Raw genomic sequence first — 19,833 nt, 5'->3', positions numbered from 1 at the left:
TATGTCTTGGTGGAAAAAAGAGGCTGTAACTGAAAACACACAACAAGAGCAGGGATTAAAGGCGCATATTGTATCCGCGCTTGATACTGCTCAGACGGCATTGATGATGGTTGATAGGGACTTCAAGGTCTTCTACGTCAACAAAAAATCAGTGGAACTGCTTAAAACGCACGAAGATTTGTTCCGCTCACAGTGGCCTACTTTCCGTGCAGAGAAAGAGTGGATTGAAGGAACATGTATCGACTTGTTCCATAAAAATCCGGCTCATCAAAGGCAGATGTTGTCTAATCCCGCTAACTTGCCACACGAAACGATCATCAAGGTGGGAGAAGTGTCACTTCGTCTCGTCGTTGGTGCCGTGATCGATGCAAGTGGTGACTACGTGGGCAACACATTGGAATGGGACGATGTGACAGAAAAGATCCTTGCCGATACCGAGCGCGCTCGTCTTCGCGCTGCAATCGATCAGTCATTGACGGCCATGGTGTTGATCGATCGTGACTTGAGCATCACTTATATCAATGAACAGACCTTGACGTTGTTTAAGAAGCACGAAGGGTCTTTCAAACAAATGTGGCCCGGTTTCACTGCGACCAGCGATTGGTTAATGGGGCGCTGTATTGATGAGTTTCACAAGAACCCAGCGCACCAACGTCAGTTGTTGTCCAGTCCAGGAAATCTGCCGTACAAGACGGATATCAGCGTTGCTGATCTTAAGATTGAGCTTAATGTAGCAGCCATTGTTGATGCCAGCGGCAATTACATCGGGAACAGCCTCGAGTGGCGTGATGTTACTCAACTGCGTGAACGTGAAATCGAAGTAGGGCGTCTCGTGTCTGCTGTTGAAGGTATGACCACCAATATCATGATGGCAGATAAAGAAGGCAACATTACCTATTACAATCCAGCGCTTAAGAAGCTACTGGGTAAGCGCGAAGACGATTTACGCAAGTTTTTCCCTGGGTTTCAGGCCGATAAACTTAACGGGGTGAACATCGATATTTTCCACAAAAACCCCGCGCATCAGCGATCCATTATTAACAATCCAGATCGCTTGCCCCATACCGCTCAGATTCAAGTGGGCGAGTTAGAGTTCACCTTAACGTGTATCGCCATGTATGACTCGGCAGGTAACTACATTGGTCCAGCTCTGCAGTGGGAAGACATCACGGAGCAAATGGCGGGTCAGCGAGATGTTCAGGGATTGATCAAAGACGCGTCAGAAGGACGTCTTGGTTCTCGTATGGATACCAACAAATACTCTGGCTTTATGGCCATCCTCAGTGAGGGCGTCAATGGCCTGCTCGACAACATGGTCGAGCCGATGAATAACTGTCGCGATGTGATGAGTAAGGTGTCCGAAGGTAATCTTAAGGTCAACATGCCAGAAGATTATAAAGGCGACTTTGCGGCGCTCAGTAATGCGGTGAATACGTCCATTACCAACCTGCGTGACATGGTTGAGAAAATCACGGCATCGTCAGCGCGTGTCGCTTCTGCGTCTGGTGAAATCGCGGAAGGTAATAGTGACCTTAGCGAACGAACCGAAGAGCAGGCAGCAAGTCTCGAAGAGACCGCCGCAAGCATGGAAGAAATGACCTCAACGGTTAAACAAAATGCCCAGAGTGCTAATTCAGCCAACCGCTTGTCACAAGATGCGAGCACCAAAGCACAGAAAGGTGGGGAGGTAGTGAAACAAACCGTCTCAGCCATGGGCGAAATCAACAAAGCCAGTAAGCGTATTTCAGACATCATTAGCGTGATTGATGAAATTGCTTTCCAGACTAATCTTCTTGCACTCAATGCGGCGGTTGAAGCAGCCCGAGCCGGTGAGCAAGGTCGTGGATTTGCCGTGGTTGCAGGTGAGGTTCGTAATCTTGCTCAGCGCAGTGCAGGGGCGGCAAAAGAAATCAAAGATCTTATCAAAGACAGTGTTGAAAAAGTCTCAGAAGGGTCACGTTTGGTGGATGAGTCGGGCGGGATGTTGAATGAGATTGTTGATGCGGTAGGTGAAGTGTCGACCTTGATAGGCAAGATCAATTCGGCCAGTCAGGAGCAAGCAACTGGCATTGATGAAATATCGAAAGCGATTGTGAAGATGGACGAAATGACGCAGCAAAATGCCGCCTTGGTTGAGGAAGCATCTGCCGCGAGCCAGTCCCTTCGCGATGAGGGGAGTGAACTGCTCAATCTGATTGGTTTCTTCCAAGTCGACAACACGCGTACAGGGCTTAACAACCCCAATGCGGGTCAAATAAAAAGCTTCCAGCAGCCAGCTGCGCAGACACCAGTAATGAGAGCTCCGTCAGCACCGCCACCGATGAAAAAAGTGGCCAACGGGTCAGCGCCTTCTGCGGCGTCTTCTGATGATGATTGGGAGGAGTTCTAACGGTGGACGCAATTCAGGCGCTGAGTCAAATTGAAGAGCAGCGTGAGTTTGAGTTCACTGCTGATGACTTCACTTACATTCAGGAATTTATGCTCAGAGAAACGGGGATTTCACTCTCTGAGCGTAAAACCTCAATGGTATATGGAAGGCTTGCGAGGCGGCTTCGTCGTACGGGGATCACTAACTTTCGCGACTATTTCGCCCGTGTTAATAGTGATATGGACGAGAGAATTGCGTTTGTTAATGCGCTAACGACGAACAAAACACAGTTCTTTAGAGAGAAGCATCACTTTGATTTTCTCACTAACACCATGGTGCCAGAATGGCAAAGCCAGAAAAAGCGACGTATTCGTATCTGGTCTGCTGGGTGCTCTACGGGCGAAGAGCCCTACACCATAGCATCAACGCTCGCAGCCAGTGGTCTGCTAACGCCGAGCTATGACTGCAAAATATTGGCGACCGATCTGGATACACAAGTGCTAGAGGTTGGTCGAAATGGCACCTATGGCATCGAAGCGAGCAAGGCGATTCCTGCCGCTATGCTTCATCATGGATTTATCCGTGGTAAAGGCAAGAAGCAGGAATTATTGAAAGTGAAACCGTCAGTTCAGAAAGCGATAACGTTTAAACAGCTTAACCTAACCGCAGCTTGGCCTCATAAAGGGCCATTAGATGCCATATTTTGTCGAAACGTAATGATTTATTTTGAGAAGGATATGCAGCAGCAGCTGATTTATCGTTTTTGGGAAAAACTTGGCAGTGGCGGCATTTTATTCATCGGTCACTCTGAAAGCATCGGGCAAATGGGCAGTCGATTTGAGAACTTGGGTCAAACCATGTTTCGCAAGCCTTAATCGCAGTGACTGTATCTTCGAAATAACCGCGAACTGAGCGTTGTATGCATAAGATCCTGGAGCTTACCGGTTGTCCTATAGGGGCGGGTGCAAGGCGATTTTTCCACCCCGGAAAGCAAATGATGATGGTGAAAATTCAGCCGGGAGAGGTGTATGTCACCTCTGAGCGTGAGCTGATAGCGACGGGGCTAGGTTCCTGTATATCTGCCTGCGTGTGGGATCCATTCATTGAACTGGGAGGCATGAATCACTTTATGTTGCCTTTTGGCGACGCCGACAATATTGAAGGCTGGGACCCCACACAGTGGCGGTCAAATGCAGCCCGCTATGGTAACTACGCGATGGAGTTGTTGATCAATACCATGATTCAGCAAGGTGCGATTAAAAGTCGTCTGCGCGTGAAGTTATTTGGTGGCGGGATGGTGATGGGTAAGCAAGCAAGTATTGGTGAGAAGAACATTGCGTTCATTCGTAACTATGTACAAAGCGAAGGATTGAATGTGATTGGGGAAGACATGGGAAGTGAGTTTCCGCGCAAAGTCGTCTTTGATCCAATGACAGGCAAGGCTTGGGTTAAGAAACTCAGAGGCTACCGCGGTGAAGTTGAAGCGGAAGAAACCAACTATAAACGCCGTCTGGTGTCTGAAGCAAAACGCGACGATGGCGAAAATGCGGAGCTATTCTAATGGGTAAGCGAGTACATAGAGTACTGATCGTTGATGACTCTGCTGTTTTTAGAGCATTGCTTAGTGATGTTATCAATTCAGATCCTCAGCTCGAAGTCGTGGGATTGGCAGTTGACCCTTTTGAAGCTAGAGAAAAAATTAAAAAGCTCAAGCCTGACGTGGTCACATTAGACATTGAAATGCCCAAAATGGATGGGGTGCAGTTCCTGCGTAACTTAATGCGTCTCCATCCCATGCCTGTTGTCATGATTTCGACGCTGACACAGCATGGCGCCGAAGCCACGTTAGCAGCACTGGAAATTGGCGCGGTGGATTACTTCCCCAAGCCGACAGAAAACGTCGCGTCAGAAATGAGTAACTACCGTCAGTTGGTGGTAGAAAAAGTCAAAATGGCGGCAACGGCAAACATCGCGGGTGCTGTGCACCGAACGCCATCTGAAATCAGTGTATCTGGTCGTCAGTTGAGCTCTGCTTACGACATCATCGCTATCGGTGCATCTACCGGTGGTACGGAAGCTATTCGTAACGTGCTAGAAGCGTTGCCGGACATGATGCCTCCGATTGTGATCACTCAGCATATCAAAGCGGTCTTCAGTAAGTCATTCGCCGAGAGGTTGAATCGTGCATCCAAACTTCAGGTGGAAGAATTAGCGTCAGACAGAGCGCCATTAGTTAACGGTCGTGTTTATGTCGCACCGGGCGATCAGCATTTACAAGTGGTTAAACGATCTGGGTGTTACTACTGTACACGATGTGACAGTGAACCGGTTCAACGGCATAAACCTTCGGTTGATGTGATGTTCTCATCTATTGCTCAAGCTGCTGGTGGACGCTCGCTATCGGTCCTATTGACGGGAATGGGACGAGATGGCGCGCAAGGTATGTTAGAAATGCGACAAGCAGGTGCGTTAACCGTTGCGCAGGATGAACAGAGCTCCGTGGTGTGGGGTATGCCGCGTGCAGCGATTGAAATGGAGGCGGCACAGCAGGTACTTCCGCTGGATAAAATTGCCACGTACTTAGTGGGTAAAGTTTATGGATAGAACAATATCGACATCGTTTATTGCTGTTTTAGCTATCGCGGCCAGTGCTGTGCCGCTTTTCCTTCAGCAAACACCATTGAGCATCACATCGTCTGTGATTGTCATTATATCTATCGCTTATTTGTGGCGACAGCAATATGTAGAAAGCCATTTACAAGAGGAGCCTGACACTTCTCTGGAGAATAGTTCTGTGTCGTGCGAATCCACCGCTATCTTGCACAAGATACATAGCATTTTGAATCTTGAACTGGTGCCGATTCGGGAGCAGTTGGATCGTCAGCAGGAAGTTATCGACGACTCGGTTCATAACCTTAACTCCAGTTTCTTCGGCATGGAGCGGGCGGTGAGTGAACAGGCGTCGCTGTCCAAGCGTATGGTGGGTGAGCTTCTCAATAATACCGAGAGTGAATTTAACTTAACCAAAGTTTTGCCAGAGACAGAAAAAGCGATAGATCAATACATTGCGCTGTTGGTGACGGTTTCAGAGAAAAGTATCACGGCGATTCACTGTATTCACGATATGTCCGCAAAGTTGGATGCAGTGTTTAACCTGCTTGATCAAGTACAGGCTATGTCAGATCAAACTAACTTGTTAGCACTTAATGCAGCAATCGAAGCGGCAAGGGCGGGCGAGCTTGGTCGGGGGTTTGGTGTGGTGGCATCTGAAGTGAGAGATCTTGCCAATCGCACGTCGACACTGAATAGCCAAATTAACAAGGACATCAACCTCGCTCAAGACACAGTGAAGCAAACCAGTAAGATTGTCGGAGAGATTGCGACGCTGGATATGACCACTTCTATTGAGTCTAAAACACGCATTGAAGCGTTATTGAAAGGGGTTCAAGAAGTTAACCGACAGGTCACGTTGGAGATTGGCAAGGTAACGGAAAAAGGTGAAACGGTTCGCGGCGAAGTGTCCAAGAGTATTCAAGGGCTTCAGTTTGCTGACATCGTTTCACAGCAAGGACAGCATGTTCTGAGCAATCTTCATATTTTGGAAGACTTAAATGCACTGATTATTGAGAGCTTAGCGGCCGACGAGGTTGATTGGATTGCATTACACAAAGCTGTTGATGAAATCGAAGAAATGGCGGGCTCTGCAGCGAGAGCGCCGGCAAAACAAATGTCTGCTGATGAAGGCGACATAGAACTGTTTTAGGAGACGGTATGGCTATCAGTCGTGAAGAAAGAAATGACGGAAAATCTGTTGTTATCCATGTGAACGGACAGTTTGATTTCAGCGTGGTGCAGGAATTCCGCGATGCGTATCAAGATTGTCAGGGCAAAGAGATCATCGTTGATTTCCGTGGTACGGAATACATCGATAGTGCGGGGCTTGGGATGTTGCTCAATATGCAGACCTTCTTAAACAAAAAAGAAGGGGACATTCGTTTAACCAACACTATGCCTCAAATCAAGCGCGTGCTGGTGATTGCGCGCTTCGAAAAGAAATTCATCATTGAGTAATTTAAATGATTAGCTGTCGTTGTCATCATTAAGGGGATAGCGTGTGAAAGTACTTATCGTTGAAGATGAAATTTCACTGCAATGTTTCCTCGAGCATGTGCTCAAAGATGAATTTGATGAATTATTCATTGCTGATAATGGTCAGATTGCACTGGATATGCTCGAATCAATGGATGAGCTGCCCGATATCGTCATCATGGATGTATTGATGCCAGAGATGGACGGTTTCGAGGCAGCTAAACAGATCCGAATGCGGTATAAAAGCGCGTATCTTCCCATTATCTTTTTGACTGGGATTACAGATAACGACGCGTTTAATCGCTGTATGACGCTCGGTGATGACTTCCTAACGAAACCTATCAGTCGCACCACCATTGTGGCAAAAGTCCGTGCTCATTGCCGCAATGTGCGCCTTTATAACGAAGTGGCCGTTCAACGCGACAAGCTAAAGCACTTTCAAGCCCACACCCTCTACGAACACACCATGGCAGAAACGATATTCAGTAATCTGATGCAAGGCTGTTATCAGGAAGCTGAAGGGGTGAGTTTTTACACTAGCTCCTACACCAACTTCAATGGTGATGTGGTGTTGGTGACGCCAAGGCCACAAGGCGGAATTTACGCGATGTTGGCTGATGCGACAGGTCATGGTTTGCCTGCGGCCATTTCTTCGATACCCGCAACGAAAGCCTTTTTCGCGATGACCAAGAATGGTTTCGCGTTGGGTGACATTGTCAAAGAAATGAATTCAACCCTGAAAACCTTTCTACCACCAGGCATGCTAGTAGCGGCCAATTTGCTGGAAGTGTCGGCCAATGGTTTAGACATTAATTGGTGGGGTGGGGGTATGCCAGATGGCTACATTATTGATCGTCATGGTGAGATTAAACAACGACTACCTTCTGCGCACATGGCATTGGGCGCGATGGACTCTGATGAGTTTGAAGCCAACCTTGTTGCCCTGACTCTGGAAGAAGGCGATAAGCTGTTCTTCTTCACTGACGGTGTGACTGAAGCGCGAAATGCTGAGGGGCATGAACTGGGGGAAGAAGGGCTAGAAGCCTTGATCTCGACGCCCTGCACCAATGTAATCGACATGACTCGTGAGCATGTGGCGCAATTCACCAGTGGTGGTGGCGTTGGCGATGATATGTCTATGCTAGAACTGACTGCGCCGATACGCAGTCGTATTGAACAACAGCCGGGTGACCCTGATTATTATGACCGTCGATCCCCCGCGCAACTCAATGTGTACTTTGGTGCCAAAGAACTTCGCAAAGTAAACCTGGTTGGTGAGGTGAGGCGAATGCTCAAGGGAACGCTTGGCAGCAACATTGATTTGGATTTGATGTGCACCGTGTTATCTGAATTGACCAACAACGCATTAGAGCATGGTTTGTTGAAGTTAGAATCCAGTTTGAAATCCGATGATGATGGATTTCTGGATTATTATATGGAGCGTCAATCTCGTTTGGAAACACTGGATGCTTTTGCTTATATGGAAGCGGGTATCTCGTTTAATCCGACCAAACGTGAACTCAGTTTTTACGTCACCCATAATGGCGAGGGTTTTTGGGTCGATGATATCGACAGCACGTTAGAAGAATCACTGGCACGATGTGGACGCGGCATTGCACTGGTCACCGAACTTTGCGAGTTCTTTACCTATGAAGACGAAGGGAGAACCGCCAGAGGCATGTATAAGCTTGCTTCCGGTATGGAATACAACCGTTAGGGGAGTGGAGCGGCAAAGCCGTTTAATGACACGCTAAAAAGTCCTGCCAATGTGCAGGATTTTTTGTCTGCGCTTTTTGTTAGGATTGCGACAATCAGTGCAGCGTCCTGAAAAAAAGGCGAAAAAAAACCAGTCCGAAGACTCGGTTTCTTAAAGTGGCTCCCCCTTCAAGACTTATCGGGGACGCCTAGTCGGGCCCGCCTAGGGTTGCGACAAATCGCGAAGCGATTAACACATACAAAAAAGGCCTCGTCTTTCGACAAGGCCTTATAATGTGGCTCCCCCTGCAAGACTTGAACTTGCGACATACGGATTAACAGTCCGCCGTTCTACCAACTGAACTAAGGGGGAATTGCTAGGAACCAATTTAGCCGAAGCTGAATCAATTACCATTCTTGCAATATGGTGCCTCGAGGCGGAATCGAACCACCGACACGGGGATTTTCAATCCCCTGCTCTACCGACTGAGCTATCGAGGCTTTGATTAAAGAGTGAATCACTCAATATCAAAATAATGGTGCCGGCTACCGGAGTCGAACTGGTGACCTACTGATTACAAGTCAGTTGCTCTACCAACTGAGCTAAGCCGGCACACAAACCTTGGAAACGTTGCGTACTTAACACCATCTCACTAAATATGGTGCCTCGAGGCGGAATCGAACCACCGACACGGGGATTTTCAATCCCCTGCTCTACCGACTGAGCTATCGAGGCAACGAGGTGCATTAAACGGATTTTGATGGTTTCCGTCAACATCTTTTTGAAAAAAAAACGCCAAATAGGACTGTTTGATGGCTTTTTCATCGTTTTGATTTAAAAGCGCTCTGCTTTTCGGATGTTGACTACGGTTTTACTGCATTGCGCGAAACTCTTTTTGGTAATTAGTCACTTTCTGTAAGTAGCGTCGCGACTCCGAAGATGGGTGTTTATTGGTCAAAGCCCAATAAACTTGGTTCGGTTGCAGTCGATTGAGATCATTCATTGCTCGTTTTCGGTCGGACTTATGGAAGGTTTTGAGCACATTGCCTGCGCCACCATTGTACGCTGAGATCATACTGTAGTGTTTCGACAGTGGATCGTTCACGTCTTTCAGGTAACGTGTTTTTAAAATATAGAAATACGCCGCACCGGTATCAATGTTCTTGGCGGGATCAAATAAATATTCAGGAGAAGGCTCACCGCTGCGCTTCTTGACGAGCTTGAATACATCACGCCCGGCTGTTTTCGGCACGACTTGCATCAGACCATAAGCATTTGCCCAGCTGACTGCGTATGGGTTGAAGCTGCTTTCTGTTTTGATGATGGAGTAAATTAACTCTTCAGAGATACCGTAGCGTTTTGCGGCATCACGGATCAGGTCGGCATACTGGTAGCGCCGCTTACTGGAGTGATCAGATACCATCGGGATCTGCACATAAAACACTTTCTGAAAGCGCAGTGATTTGGTTTTAACCTGTTTTTCAATCAGGTAGTCAGCATAGCGGTTAGCGCGCCATTCCCATGCGATCTCTTTGCCGTCCTGATCGAGGATCTGGCCTTGCAAAAATGGACGCCCTTCAAGTTGCACGTCGGCAGCAGAATACAAATCAACCGAGGCTGGGTCATTCGGCGTCAGCAAAGTGGTGATGATGGCCTGCTTTAGGTGCTGCGTTGGCTGCGTGGTCGCGACGGTTTCAATGGTGACCAGACCATTGGTGAAATCAACACGGGCACGACTGAGGTAGTTATCCGTGTATTTCACATAATCACTTTTACCGGACACGTAGATTTCGTTTTGTCCCCAACGAACTTCGATATCTCCGGTGAAATTGTTGATCAGCTTGTCTAGGGAGGCGAAGTCTTTCTCAAATTGTCCCGGCAAAGGCGCCAGATTCTTTGCAAAACGGTTAGTCGTACCGTAATCGACCTGGTAAACAGATTCGATCATTTCGCGGCTGCAACCAGAAAGAGAAAGAACAATCAGCAATGAAATTAGCAAGCGAAGAGTTTTCATGAGGTCCATACATTGAAAAAGCATCCATGATTAGCGTAATCAGGATGCTTTTATTTACAAAGTGTTGAAGCGAAATTGTGAGCTAGCGTCTTACTCGGATGGCGGGGTGTAGCCCTCGATCACAGTATCGTGCCCTTCAAACAGGTATTTCACCATTTCTTCTTCGAGCAGTTTGCGGTGGTCTGCATCCATCATGTTGAGCTTTTTCTCGTTGATCAACATGGTTTGTTTACTTTGCCACTGCGCCCACGCTTCTTTCGAAATATTGTCAAAAATACGTTTGCCAAGGTCGCCCGGATAAAATTGGAAATCTAATCCCTCTGCGTCTTTTTTCAAACGCAGGCAAAAAACAGTACGGCTCATCATTAAGCTCCAATATTATAATTTTCCGGCATTTGCCGAAGTCTGAAATTCTCTGGTTAGGCTTTCTAGTAACTTCTGCACGGGGGCAGCAAGCCCAACTTTTGCTGGTTGAGATAAGTTATACCAAAGGCCGCCTTTCCCTTCCATGATCCCGTTTTCCCCAATATTTTCGGGTTTACTATGAAGTTTGACGCGAAAAGGGACGATATCAAGGTGAAAATGGCTGAACGTGTGACGAAAAGCGGTGAGTTGCTCAGGCTTGTCAAATTCATTACTCGGTAATTTACCTTGAATGAAATGGGGGGCGTCGCTTTCTTGGGTTTCTGGTAAGCACCATAAGCCTCCCCATAACCCTGTGGGTGGACGCTGCTCGAGCCACACTTGGTCTTCATACTGGAAAAGCACAAAGCAGGTTTCTTTTTCAGGAATGGTCTTTTTCGGCTTTTTACCGGGGAAATCCGCCTGACGGCCAAGGGAGTTAGCTTCACAGCTATAATTGACTGGGCAAATTTCACACTTTGGTTTGCTACGGGTACAAATCATCGCGCCCATGTCCATCATGGCTTGATTGTAGCGTTGCACACCCTCTGCAGGAGTATTCTCTTCTGCCAGTATCCAAAGGTGGTTCTCGACAGGCTTTTTACCTGGCCAGCCTTCAACAGCAAAATGGCGCGACAGGGTACGTTTTACATTGCCGTCCAAAATTGGGTGATGTTGACCCAGTGACAGCGAAAGTACTGCGCCGGCGGTTGAGCGGCCAATGCCGGGCAGAGCCAACACTTCGTCAATATGGGTTGGGAATTCGCCCTGGTAGGTCTGAGCAATCTGCTGTGCTGCTTTATGGAGATTGCGCGCCCTTGCGTAGTAGCCAAGGCCTGTCCAAAGGTGAAGTACTTCATCGAGTTCAGCGTCAGCCAGATCGGTGACCGAAGGGAAGCGCGCCATGAAACGCTCGAAATAAGGGATCACGGTGGCGACTTGGGTTTGCTGCAACATGATCTCTGAAAGCCAAACGTTGTAAGGCGTTTTCTCTTGCTGCCATGGCAGGGTTTTACGGCCGTATTTGTCATACCATGTCAAAATGGCATCGGAAAAAGACTGACTCACTATGAATGCTCTTTTGTTATCTTTATGGGTGATAGGTTATCGTCGCGCATTCTATCAATGAATGGCTGGGATTGCTGAAAAAGACAGCGATCTTGACGCGACAGAGAGAAAGATCTCAGTAGGCGGCGCACAAGGCTTGCACCGAGGCGTTATCTTTGGATAATGCGCGATCCGCTTAACTTTTCTTCATTATTGATTGCAGGCAAAAGACCATGACTGAAGTCACCAAAACCGAACTGACCGAAGAAGGTAAAATTCTTCGTAGAATCAGAAGCTTTGTACGTCGAGAAGGACGTCTGACCAAAGGTCAGGAGCAAGCAATGAACGAATGCTGGCCAACCATGGGTATCGACTTCGAAGAAAAGAAGCTGAACTGGGTTGAGGTATTCGGTAATGACAATCCGGTGGTACTTGAAATCGGTTTTGGTATGGGTGCATCGCTGGTTGAAATGGCGAAAAATGCCCCAGAAAAAAACTTCATCGGTATAGAAGTACACAGCCCAGGTGTGGGCGCTTGCCTAATGGCTGCACGCGATGCAGGTATCACTAACCTGCGTGTGATGTGTCATGACGCAGTGGAAGTGTTCGAGCACATGTTGCCTGAACTGAGCCTGGATACGGTTCAACTGTTTTTCCCAGACCCATGGCACAAAACGCGTCACCACAAACGCCGTATCGTGCAGGCTGATTTTGCTCAAATGCTACGTAGCAAGCTGAAAATTGGCGGTATTTTCCATATGGCAACAGATTGGGAAAACTACGCAGAGCATATGGTTGAAGTGATGGACGTAGCGCCGGGGTACAAGAATACCGCAACGGATGGTTCTTACATTCCTCGCCCTGATGAACGTCCACTGACCAAGTTTGAAGCACGTGGTCATCGTCTAGGTCATGGCGTGTGGGATATGAAATACGCACGTAGCGAATAAGACAAAACTCATACCCTTCTTGCGACGCTGCATTGTAATGTAGCGTCGCATGTTTAAAGCCAACCTTGTGTTGGCTTTTTTTGACCGTTGGAGAACGCCATGAAACCCACCCCACAGCTGTTGAACGACATTCTGGAAGAGGTCCGCCCATTGATTGGGCAAGGACGTGTTGCGGACTATATTCCTGCTTTGAAGGAAGTCTCAGCCAATAAACTCGGGGTGGCGGTGTGCTATAACGACGGCGAAATTATTATGGCAGGTGATGCTGACGAGCCGTTTTCTATTCAGTCTATTTCAAAGGTGTTGAGCCTGACTTTAGCGCTGCAAAATTACAGCCCTGAAGAGATTTGGCAGCGGGTAGGAAAAGAGCCGTCAGGTCAGGCGTTTAATTCGATGATCCAGCTTGAAATGGAACAAGGGATCCCTCGAAATCCCTTCATCAATGCTGGTGCACTGGTGGTCTGTGACATGCTGTATAGCCGCCAATCAGCACCACGTCAGCGGATGCTGGAATTTGTTCGTCAGTTGTCGGGTAACGACCATATTTGTTACGACAAAGTGGTGGCAACATCTGAAATGGATCATAGCGACCGCAATGCGGCTATTGCGTATTTGATGCGTGCTTTTGGCAATTTTGATAACGCGGTGATGCCGGTGTTGGCCAATTATTTTCACTATTGTTCACTGCGCATGAGCTGTGTGGATTTGGCAAAAACGTTTAACTATTTGGCAAACAAAGGACTTCCTTTAGGCGCAGAAAAAACAATTGTCAGCCAGACTCAGAGTAAGCAGGTTAATGCCCTACTGGCGACCTGTGGTCTTTACGATGGTGCGGGTGAGTTTGCTTATCGTGTGGGTATGCCGGGGAAATCGGGTGTTGGCGGCGGGATCGTTGCTATTGTTCCGGGTGAAATGTCCATCACGGTATGGTCGCCAGAGCTTGATCAATCAGGTAACTCGCTGGCAGGAACGGCAGTATTAGAGCTGCTTGCCGAGCGCATCGGACGTTCAATTTTCTAACACTTGGATGGGTTATCGCGATGGGATGTCGTGGTCGTTTCATCCAGTGACACGGAGAATGATTATGGGTAGTGGAAGTCTGTCTTACGCATTGCGCGTTTCTTGTTTTGTTATGGCATTTTTGCCGTTTTATGTTGCCGCTGAGAGCTGTCGTCCTGAACTGCATGGTGACATTGCAATTAAAGCCGACAATGTGTTGATTGAGAGTAATAACAACAAATTTCGCATCGATCCTAAGGGTAATCTTTTTTTTGATGTTCATCGCGTGGCGTTGAGCGAAGCGCAACGAGCCTCGTTAACGGAGTACAACAAAACGATACGCAATGATTTACCATTTATTGGGCGATCGTTGTCTGAGGAGCTACATACGTCGTGGCTGGCTCTCGATGGTGTGCTCTCGGCAGAACTTGGCGAAAGAAGTGCATTACGTGGTGAAGTGGGACAATTTCACCAACACTTGCAGAATCAGGTCAGCACTTCTCTTTATGATCTCGACCGATCTCCTCAGCTCAAGCATCAGGCGTTAACCACGGCAGTGCGTGAACTTGAAGCCAGCGTCCCTCAGTTGATTGCTACGGTTTCCAGCCGAGGTTTGATGGACATAGCGATGTTGAGTGAAGGCAAAAGCAATAAGATGCAGTTCATTTCGCAAAAGATGGCGGCATTACAGAACAAGCTCGCGGACGAAGTGAGGTTGCAACGTGACCGAACCTTAGACGTTCAGCAGGAAGTGTGTCAACGCTTCGCGCAGTGGCAGGTTCAGGAAGCTGAAATCGCCTCCTTGATCCCCGCTCTTTCAAGCTGGAAGACGGTTACTGTACGCAAATAGTCTGTGGGTTGGCGTGAAGCATGTGCTGATCTCTGAGACCTAACATTAAAAAGCGCGGTGAGTTGTCTCACCGCGTTTTTTTGTGTCCGCCGTTCTGTCGGATTAACTATTAACACCAACACCAACACCAACACCAGTACTAAGGCTGATAGCTAAACTCATAATCCACGCTTTGCCATGCTTCATCGATATGTCGCATGTATTGACGCAGTTCGCTCGCATCAACATGGCGTTTTTTGGCGCGATAATAATAGTCTGCTTCGACATAGGTTTTATCGAGCAGCACGTCACCGGGGCCTGAAACTGCTTTTAGCGAACTATTAAACTCGAAATAGGGGCTATTGATCGCATGATCTGATGGATCAATGCTCCACGTTTCGGGCAGGCTGAGCGTGATTTTTTGACGAACGGCCCCCTCAGAACCGAACCGAAACGGCGTTTTACGACGGATAAGATCCGGTTTGGTGAGATAGTCATCGACGATGTCACCCGAGATTACAAACGAGTAGAGATCGTCAGTTTTCGACCAGAGATCTTCAATCACATAGGCTTCATTGACCGTGACTTCGTTGTTGTTCTTGTCGTCCTCGACGCTGAGTGGACGCAGGAAATCCAACCCACCGAAAAATCCCGCATAGTAATTCGCATACTCTTCGCCTAGCTCTCTTAGCGGCTTGGACTCGAGATAACGACGCCAGCGCTCAGCTTCAAACCCACGATAGATGGTTTTTACCGTGAGGTAACTTGGCTGACTCGCATGGTTCACCACGTAGCGCTGTTCAATGTCTTGTGACACGGGGATGGCAGGTGGCAACATGGCCACCAAATCGTCCGCACCAGGCTTTAATACCAGTGCGTAACCAAGGCGTGATTGCGCCAGTGTTTCAAGCTGATCACCCTGATGGGTGCGAGTGGCATCAATCCACCAAGATTGGTCCTTGTATTCCATCTGCACAATGACGTGATTAAAGCTGAAAGGCGCAGCAGGCTGCTGTGGCAGTTCATCTCGCCAAAAGGTATCCACTAATGCAGGGTGGGCATTGACGCCCATAGCGCCAAGCAAAGAAATCAGCAGCAAGGCCTTGTCTTTGCAATCACCGTAGCCTTGGGACAGGATTTGGCGCGGTGGGCGTGGTTGGTGAGAGCCGATGCCATTTTCTATGCCTAAGTAGCGAATATTGTTTTGCACAAAGTGAATGGCTGCGACCACTTGCTGATCAAGATCGTCAGGGTGTGTTTGCTTGATCTTGTTCGCTAATGTTTGAACGTCACGATCACTTGGTGATGCTTGATACAAAGGCAGTGCCCAGTTCACCACGTCTTTCCAATTGTTGTAGCTAGAGACATGCAAATATGGGTAGGGGTTGTACCAGCGTGGCTGCTCAGGCTCATCAAAATCATACAAGCCGTTTTGTTCTTGATATCGGTATTCACGCACCGTTTTTTGCGTGGTTTCTGTGAGCGTACCTTTGCCTTTATTGTCCAAATTAGTGACGGTGATAGGGCTGTCTTCCGGGACTAAAATGCGAGCATTGACCAGTGCGACAGTGGATGCCCACCCTGTTTTGACATACCACTCTCGGTTGTCGCCAAACACCGGATTAAAGCCCGTAAGGGTGTAGCTAAAATCAATAATGTCGCCCACCTGTATATCATTGAGCACAATATGCAGAGTTTCATCACCGTTGTAGAGCAAGGAATCTAGGTCGACTTCGCGTTTGAATTGGGCGGTTTTTGCTGTGTTTTTTCGGTCAAAGGTTTGGCCATCACGCACGATTTCCAAACGATGAAGTTCCACACTTTGGTAGCTGGGATCAAAATCGATAGAGATTTGTGAGCCAGATTCCACCCCTTCAATGGAGACGACTTTGCTGGTGTAGCGTTTGTATTCAACAGGGGATTGGGAGACCAGATTAAGTTGTCTATCGACCAGCAGAAACTGCTGATCATAGTGATGGCCTGCGGGATCAAACGCAGGAATGTCGACGATGGGTTTAATCCAACCAGGGAGCGGCGCAAACCGCCCCTTTTGAGCAAGGGCGGTTTGCGGCAATAACATCAACACAAATAGGGCAAACAGATACTTCTTCATCTACAACGCTGTCCTTAGCTTTACCTGAGCGTTAGCGCCTCAGGGACAAGGCAGCGTTCGTGCTGCCTTTACTCGTTGATGAAGACGGAAAGAAGATCGTTCAGGAACAGGCGGCCTTTGGCAGTCACTTGCCAGTGGGTCTCGGTTTCGCTCAGCAACCCTTGCTCGATGGCTTTTTCAATGGGTGTTGCAATCACATCCAGTGATAAGCCTGTACGTGCAGAGAAGTCAGCTTTTGGACACGGCTCAACCAAGCGGAATCTGTTCATGAAAAACTCAAACGGCATTTCATCAGCTTCCACTATATGCAATTCGCTGAGGTATTCTTTCTCAGTATCGAGATATCCGCGCGGGTGTTTCACTTTTACTGTGCGCTGTATGGTATTGATGCCAGAAGTAATTTTGCCATGCGCTCCACAACCAATGCCCAGATAGTCACCAAAACGCCAGTAGTTAAGATTGTGCTGACACTGATAACCCGGCTTGCTGTAACCCGAGGTCTCGTATTGCACATAACCTGCATCAGTGAGCAGTTGATGGCCTTGCTCGAAGATGTCCCACAGGTCGTCATCGTCAGGCAAAACCGGCGGTTTCGAATAGTACTGAGTATTGGGTTCAATGGTGAGCTGATACCAAGACAGGTGCGGAGGGTCGAGCTCAATCGCTTGCTTGAGATCGCTCAAGGCGCTTTGCAAGGTTTGGTCGGGCAACCCGTGCATCAAATCTAAGTTAAAGCTGTTCAATCCCGCTTCATGAGCCAGTTTGGCCGCACGCTTGGCTTCTTCTGATCCATGAATTCGACCCAAGCGTTCAAGCTTCGCGTTGTCAAAGCTTTGAACGCCCACCGAGATGCGGTTGACGCCAACGCTCTGGTAAGCAATGAACTTGTCAGCTTCCACTGTGCCGGGGTTGGCCTCCATGGTGATCTCAATGCCTTCTTTGAACGGGATCAGTGCATCGATACCGTTTAAAAGACGTGAGATCTCTTGTGGTGACATCAAGCTCGGTGTACCACCGCCAATGAAGATCGAATGCAGATGACGACCACTTACGCCATCAAAACGGACTAAGTCTCGTTGCAAATCGTCCAGCAGAGCAGAGATATAATCTTGCTCTGGGATCTCGCCTTTTAGTGTGTGCGAGTTGAAATCGCAGTAGGGGCATTTCTGCACACACCAAGGGATATGCACGTAAAGACTTAATGGGATTTGAACAGCCATGATGAATTACTTCTTCTCTTGACGCATCGCGGCGAACAGTTTCTTCAGCGCCTGACCGCGGTGCGATATTTGTTTTTTCATTGCAGGCTCAAGGTTCGCCAAGGTGCAATCGTGTTCTTTGACATAGAAAACCGGATCGTAGCCAAAGCCATGTGAACCTGACGCTTCACGTGCAATAGAGCCTTCGAAGACACCATGACACACCAGTGGTGTTGGATCGTTAGCGTGACGCATGTAAACCAGTACGCAATGGAAGCGAGCAGAACGTTGATCATCTGGTGCATCAGCCATGCATTCTAGTAGCTTTTCTAGATTGGCTTGGTCGCCTTTGCCTTCACCCGCATAACGTGCGCTGTATACGCCGGGTGCGCCATTTAAATAATCCACTTCCAAGCCCGAGTCATCAGCAATCGCTGGCAAGCCAGTTTCTTTGGCGGCATGACGTGCTTTGATGATGGCATTTTCGATAAAGGTGGTGCCGGTTTCTTCGGCATCAACCACGGCAAACTCGCTTTGCGCCATGACATCCAGACCAAAATCTTGCAGCAAATCGGCCATTTCTCTTACTTTGCCTGCGTTACCTGTCGCCAGAACCACTTTCATCATTTTCGTCTCCTCTTGGGTGGTCGCCGATAAAAAATGGCGCCACGAATGGGCGCCATAATACCGGATTGCCACGTGGTGTCATCTTTCGATCTTAGCAAGACGTACCCACATGTGCTGTTGCTCAGTTTTCGTAAAAGATTTGCTGGAACGTCAGCTTGCCACTGCGATTCCCCTCGGCATTGATATCAATATTGAAGGTGACGTTTTCTTCATTAGCAATGCGAACTTCCGCCAGATAATAAATGGCATTCCCTTCGCGGACTTCACGAAATTCTAAGGGTTTGGTGGTGCCTAGCAAATTACGCGCATTACCGGAAATGTTCGCGGTCAGTGCAGGCTTGCCTGATTGATTCTTATCTAAGATAGCGATGTTGATCAGTGCGTTGGCACTGCTGCGTTTAATGCCATAAGCCTTCGCAACCGCAGGAGGAATAAAGGTGGCGTTGAGCGCAGAGTAGTGCACTTCCAATGACCCCATGTCTTTCGACTGTTCCGCTTGTGATAGCGGCGATATCAGCAGCAACAAGGCGCTGACGATAGAGAGTAACAGAGGTTTCATGACAGAGTTCCTTGTTTGGTGGAGTAGGCGCACGGTGAAGTTAACGGTGCACTTACTGATTTACTGTTTGGAGGAGGGGATCAGATTGCTGATAGCCTCAGGGTAAATGACCGGATTTTTCACCCTTACTTGCTTGTGTCTGCCTAACTCGCCTTTTTCGATCGCGATGTGGCCTTTTGCGACTTTGAATTGTTTGGAGAGAAACTTGGTGAGATGGGCATTGGCTTTGCCATCAACCGGTGGAGCAGTAATGGCGAGTTTGATTTCCTCGCCATGTATTCCCATCCACTGGTCACGGCTTGCTTTAGGCTGGATATACAATCTTAGGATTAAATCCTCGTTATCCAGCCATGCAGTACTCATTAATTATAGTACGAACCACAGGTTGCCAAAGTAAGGGCTGAGCAGGTCACCGATGAAGAAGTTCAAGAACTGCAATACGATAAACAGAACCAGTACACTCAAATCCAAACCGCCCATCGATGGTAGTACGCGACGAATAGGGGCCACTAGAGGCTCCGTCAACTGAACCATAACAAACTCAATCGGGCTTTTACCTTGGCTGACCCAGCTCAGGATTGCTCGCAGGATCAATACCCAAAACAGCAAACCACCCGCGGCTTTCACCAATGCAATCAATCCTATTAGCAGGTAGGAAAGATCAAACGGTGGCATGCCACCTGAAGCGATCATTTGCAGAACAAAAAACTTGGCGACACACAACACGAACGCAAACAGCACCGTGGCAAAATCAAAGTTACCAATTGATGGAACGACTCGGCGTAATGGTGCAACGATAGGTTGCGTCGCTTTAACGACAAACTGACTGAATGGGTTGTAAAAATCTGCGCGTGCCCATTGCAGCCAAACTCGAAGCAACACCACCATAATGTAGAGGTCGAACAGTGTTGAAACGAGGAAGTTCATTGAGTTCATAAATT

19 protein-coding genes and 4 tRNA genes are annotated in these 19,833 nt (G+C 48.1%); 10 read left to right on the top strand and 13 right to left on the bottom strand.

The window, feature by feature from the left end:
- Position 1: 1 nt before the first annotated feature.
- From aer2 to AC3CIC_RS13850, 7 genes are read left to right on the top strand one after another with little or no spacing between them, the layout of a single operon-like run.
- Positions 2-2,389 carry an aerotaxis transducer Aer2 gene (aer2, locus tag AC3CIC_RS13880; RefSeq protein ID WP_488514886.1) on the top strand — a complete coding sequence of 796 codons (2,388 nt, stop codon included), beginning with the start codon at positions 2-4 and terminating at the stop codon, positions 2,387-2,389.
- A gap of 2 nt (positions 2,390-2,391) precedes the next feature.
- The gene (locus tag AC3CIC_RS13875) at positions 2,392-3,243 is read left to right on the top strand and encodes a CheR family methyltransferase (RefSeq protein ID WP_488514885.1); all 852 of its coding nucleotides are present in this window, start codon (positions 2,392-2,394) and stop codon (positions 3,241-3,243) included.
- Between the two features lie 44 nt (positions 3,244-3,287).
- Complete coding sequence (locus AC3CIC_RS13870) at positions 3,288-3,929, top strand: chemotaxis protein CheD (protein WP_488514884.1); 642 nt, start codon at positions 3,288-3,290, stop codon at positions 3,927-3,929.
- Complete coding sequence (locus AC3CIC_RS13865) at positions 3,929-4,972, top strand: protein-glutamate methylesterase/protein-glutamine glutaminase (protein ID WP_488514883.1); 1,044 nt, start codon at positions 3,929-3,931, stop codon at positions 4,970-4,972. Before AC3CIC_RS13870 ends, AC3CIC_RS13865 begins: the two co-directional genes overlap by 1 nt.
- Entirely contained in the window at positions 4,965-6,131 is a 1,167-nt protein-coding gene (locus tag AC3CIC_RS13860) for a methyl-accepting chemotaxis protein (protein ID WP_488514882.1), read from the top strand. The genes AC3CIC_RS13865 and AC3CIC_RS13860 overlap by 8 nt, the downstream gene beginning before the upstream one ends.
- A gap of 8 nt (positions 6,132-6,139) precedes the next feature.
- Complete coding sequence (locus tag AC3CIC_RS13855; protein ID WP_488514881.1) at positions 6,140-6,439, top strand: STAS domain-containing protein; 300 nt, start codon at positions 6,140-6,142, stop codon at positions 6,437-6,439.
- Between the two features lie 43 nt (positions 6,440-6,482).
- Complete coding sequence (locus AC3CIC_RS13850; RefSeq protein WP_488514880.1) at positions 6,483-8,174, top strand: PP2C family protein-serine/threonine phosphatase; 1,692 nt, start codon at positions 6,483-6,485, stop codon at positions 8,172-8,174.
- Between the two features lie 275 nt (positions 8,175-8,449).
- Here AC3CIC_RS13850 and AC3CIC_RS13845 read toward each other — a convergent pair.
- From AC3CIC_RS13845 to mutY, 7 genes are all read right to left on the bottom strand, one after another.
- A tRNA-Asn gene (locus AC3CIC_RS13845) sits at positions 8,450-8,525 on the bottom strand.
- A gap of 52 nt (positions 8,526-8,577) precedes the next feature.
- A tRNA-Phe gene (locus AC3CIC_RS13840) sits at positions 8,578-8,653 on the bottom strand.
- A gap of 36 nt (positions 8,654-8,689) precedes the next feature.
- Positions 8,690-8,765: transfer RNA gene (locus tag AC3CIC_RS13835), tRNA-Thr, on the bottom strand.
- A 47-nt stretch (positions 8,766-8,812) separates the two neighbouring features.
- A tRNA-Phe gene (locus AC3CIC_RS13830) sits at positions 8,813-8,888 on the bottom strand.
- A gap of 136 nt (positions 8,889-9,024) precedes the next feature.
- A complete protein-coding gene (gene mltC, locus AC3CIC_RS13825; protein ID WP_026024012.1) occupies positions 9,025-10,167 on the bottom strand; it encodes a membrane-bound lytic murein transglycosylase MltC in 1,143 nt (380 codons plus the stop codon).
- A gap of 90 nt (positions 10,168-10,257) precedes the next feature.
- The gene (locus AC3CIC_RS13820) at positions 10,258-10,530 is read right to left on the bottom strand and encodes an oxidative damage protection protein (protein ID WP_017004548.1); all 273 of its coding nucleotides are present in this window, start codon (positions 10,528-10,530) and stop codon (positions 10,258-10,260) included.
- Positions 10,531-10,545: 15 nt separating this feature from the next.
- Positions 10,546-11,637, bottom strand: coding sequence for an A/G-specific adenine glycosylase (mutY, locus tag AC3CIC_RS13815; RefSeq protein ID WP_488514879.1), 1,092 nt, complete (start codon positions 11,635-11,637; stop codon positions 10,546-10,548).
- A 212-nt stretch (positions 11,638-11,849) separates the two neighbouring features.
- On the opposite strand from mutY, the gene trmB reads away from it, so the two are divergent.
- The 3 genes from trmB (at position 11,850) to AC3CIC_RS13800 (ending at position 14,415) form a co-directional block, all read left to right on the top strand.
- Positions 11,850-12,566, top strand: a complete 717-nt coding sequence (gene trmB / locus AC3CIC_RS13810) for a tRNA (guanosine(46)-N7)-methyltransferase TrmB (protein ID WP_016959557.1) — start codon at positions 11,850-11,852, stop codon at positions 12,564-12,566.
- Between the two features lie 99 nt (positions 12,567-12,665).
- Entirely contained in the window at positions 12,666-13,586 is a 921-nt protein-coding gene (gene glsB / locus AC3CIC_RS13805) for a glutaminase B (RefSeq protein ID WP_488514878.1), read from the top strand.
- Positions 13,587-13,650: 64 nt separating this feature from the next.
- Positions 13,651-14,415 (top strand): DUF2884 family protein, encoded by a 765-nt coding sequence (locus AC3CIC_RS13800; protein ID WP_394211576.1) that lies wholly within the window; start codon positions 13,651-13,653, stop codon positions 14,413-14,415.
- Positions 14,416-14,554: 139 nt separating this feature from the next.
- Here the strand turns inward: AC3CIC_RS13800 and AC3CIC_RS13795 are convergent, their stop codons facing one another.
- From AC3CIC_RS13795 to AC3CIC_RS13770, 6 genes are all read right to left on the bottom strand, one after another.
- Complete coding sequence (locus AC3CIC_RS13795; RefSeq protein ID WP_488514877.1) at positions 14,555-16,507, bottom strand: DUF3857 domain-containing transglutaminase family protein; 1,953 nt, start codon at positions 16,505-16,507, stop codon at positions 14,555-14,557.
- A gap of 68 nt (positions 16,508-16,575) precedes the next feature.
- Positions 16,576-17,727: a radical SAM family heme chaperone HemW gene (gene hemW, locus AC3CIC_RS13790; protein ID WP_394211572.1), complete on the bottom strand. Its 1,152-nt coding sequence runs from the start codon at positions 17,725-17,727 to the stop codon at positions 16,576-16,578.
- Positions 17,728-17,733: 6 nt separating this feature from the next.
- Positions 17,734-18,333, bottom strand: a complete 600-nt coding sequence (locus AC3CIC_RS13785; protein ID WP_017004545.1) for an XTP/dITP diphosphatase — start codon at positions 18,331-18,333, stop codon at positions 17,734-17,736.
- 121 nt (positions 18,334-18,454) lie between these two features.
- Positions 18,455-18,892, bottom strand: a complete 438-nt coding sequence (locus AC3CIC_RS13780; protein WP_017004544.1) for a DUF4426 domain-containing protein — start codon at positions 18,890-18,892, stop codon at positions 18,455-18,457.
- A gap of 60 nt (positions 18,893-18,952) precedes the next feature.
- Positions 18,953-19,255: a DUF167 family protein YggU gene (gene yggU / locus AC3CIC_RS13775; protein ID WP_488514876.1), complete on the bottom strand. Its 303-nt coding sequence runs from the start codon at positions 19,253-19,255 to the stop codon at positions 18,953-18,955.
- Between the two features lie 3 nt (positions 19,256-19,258).
- Positions 19,259-19,828 (bottom strand): YggT family protein, encoded by a 570-nt coding sequence (locus tag AC3CIC_RS13770; protein WP_029486341.1) that lies wholly within the window; start codon positions 19,826-19,828, stop codon positions 19,259-19,261.
- Between the last annotated feature and the right edge of the window lie 5 nt (positions 19,829-19,833).

The sequence above is a fragment of the Enterovibrio sp. QJM3NY_24 genome (genome assembly GCF_057786035.1).
Note: the sequence above shows the minus strand (reverse complement) of the source record. Positions and strands in the feature narration are given on the sequence as shown.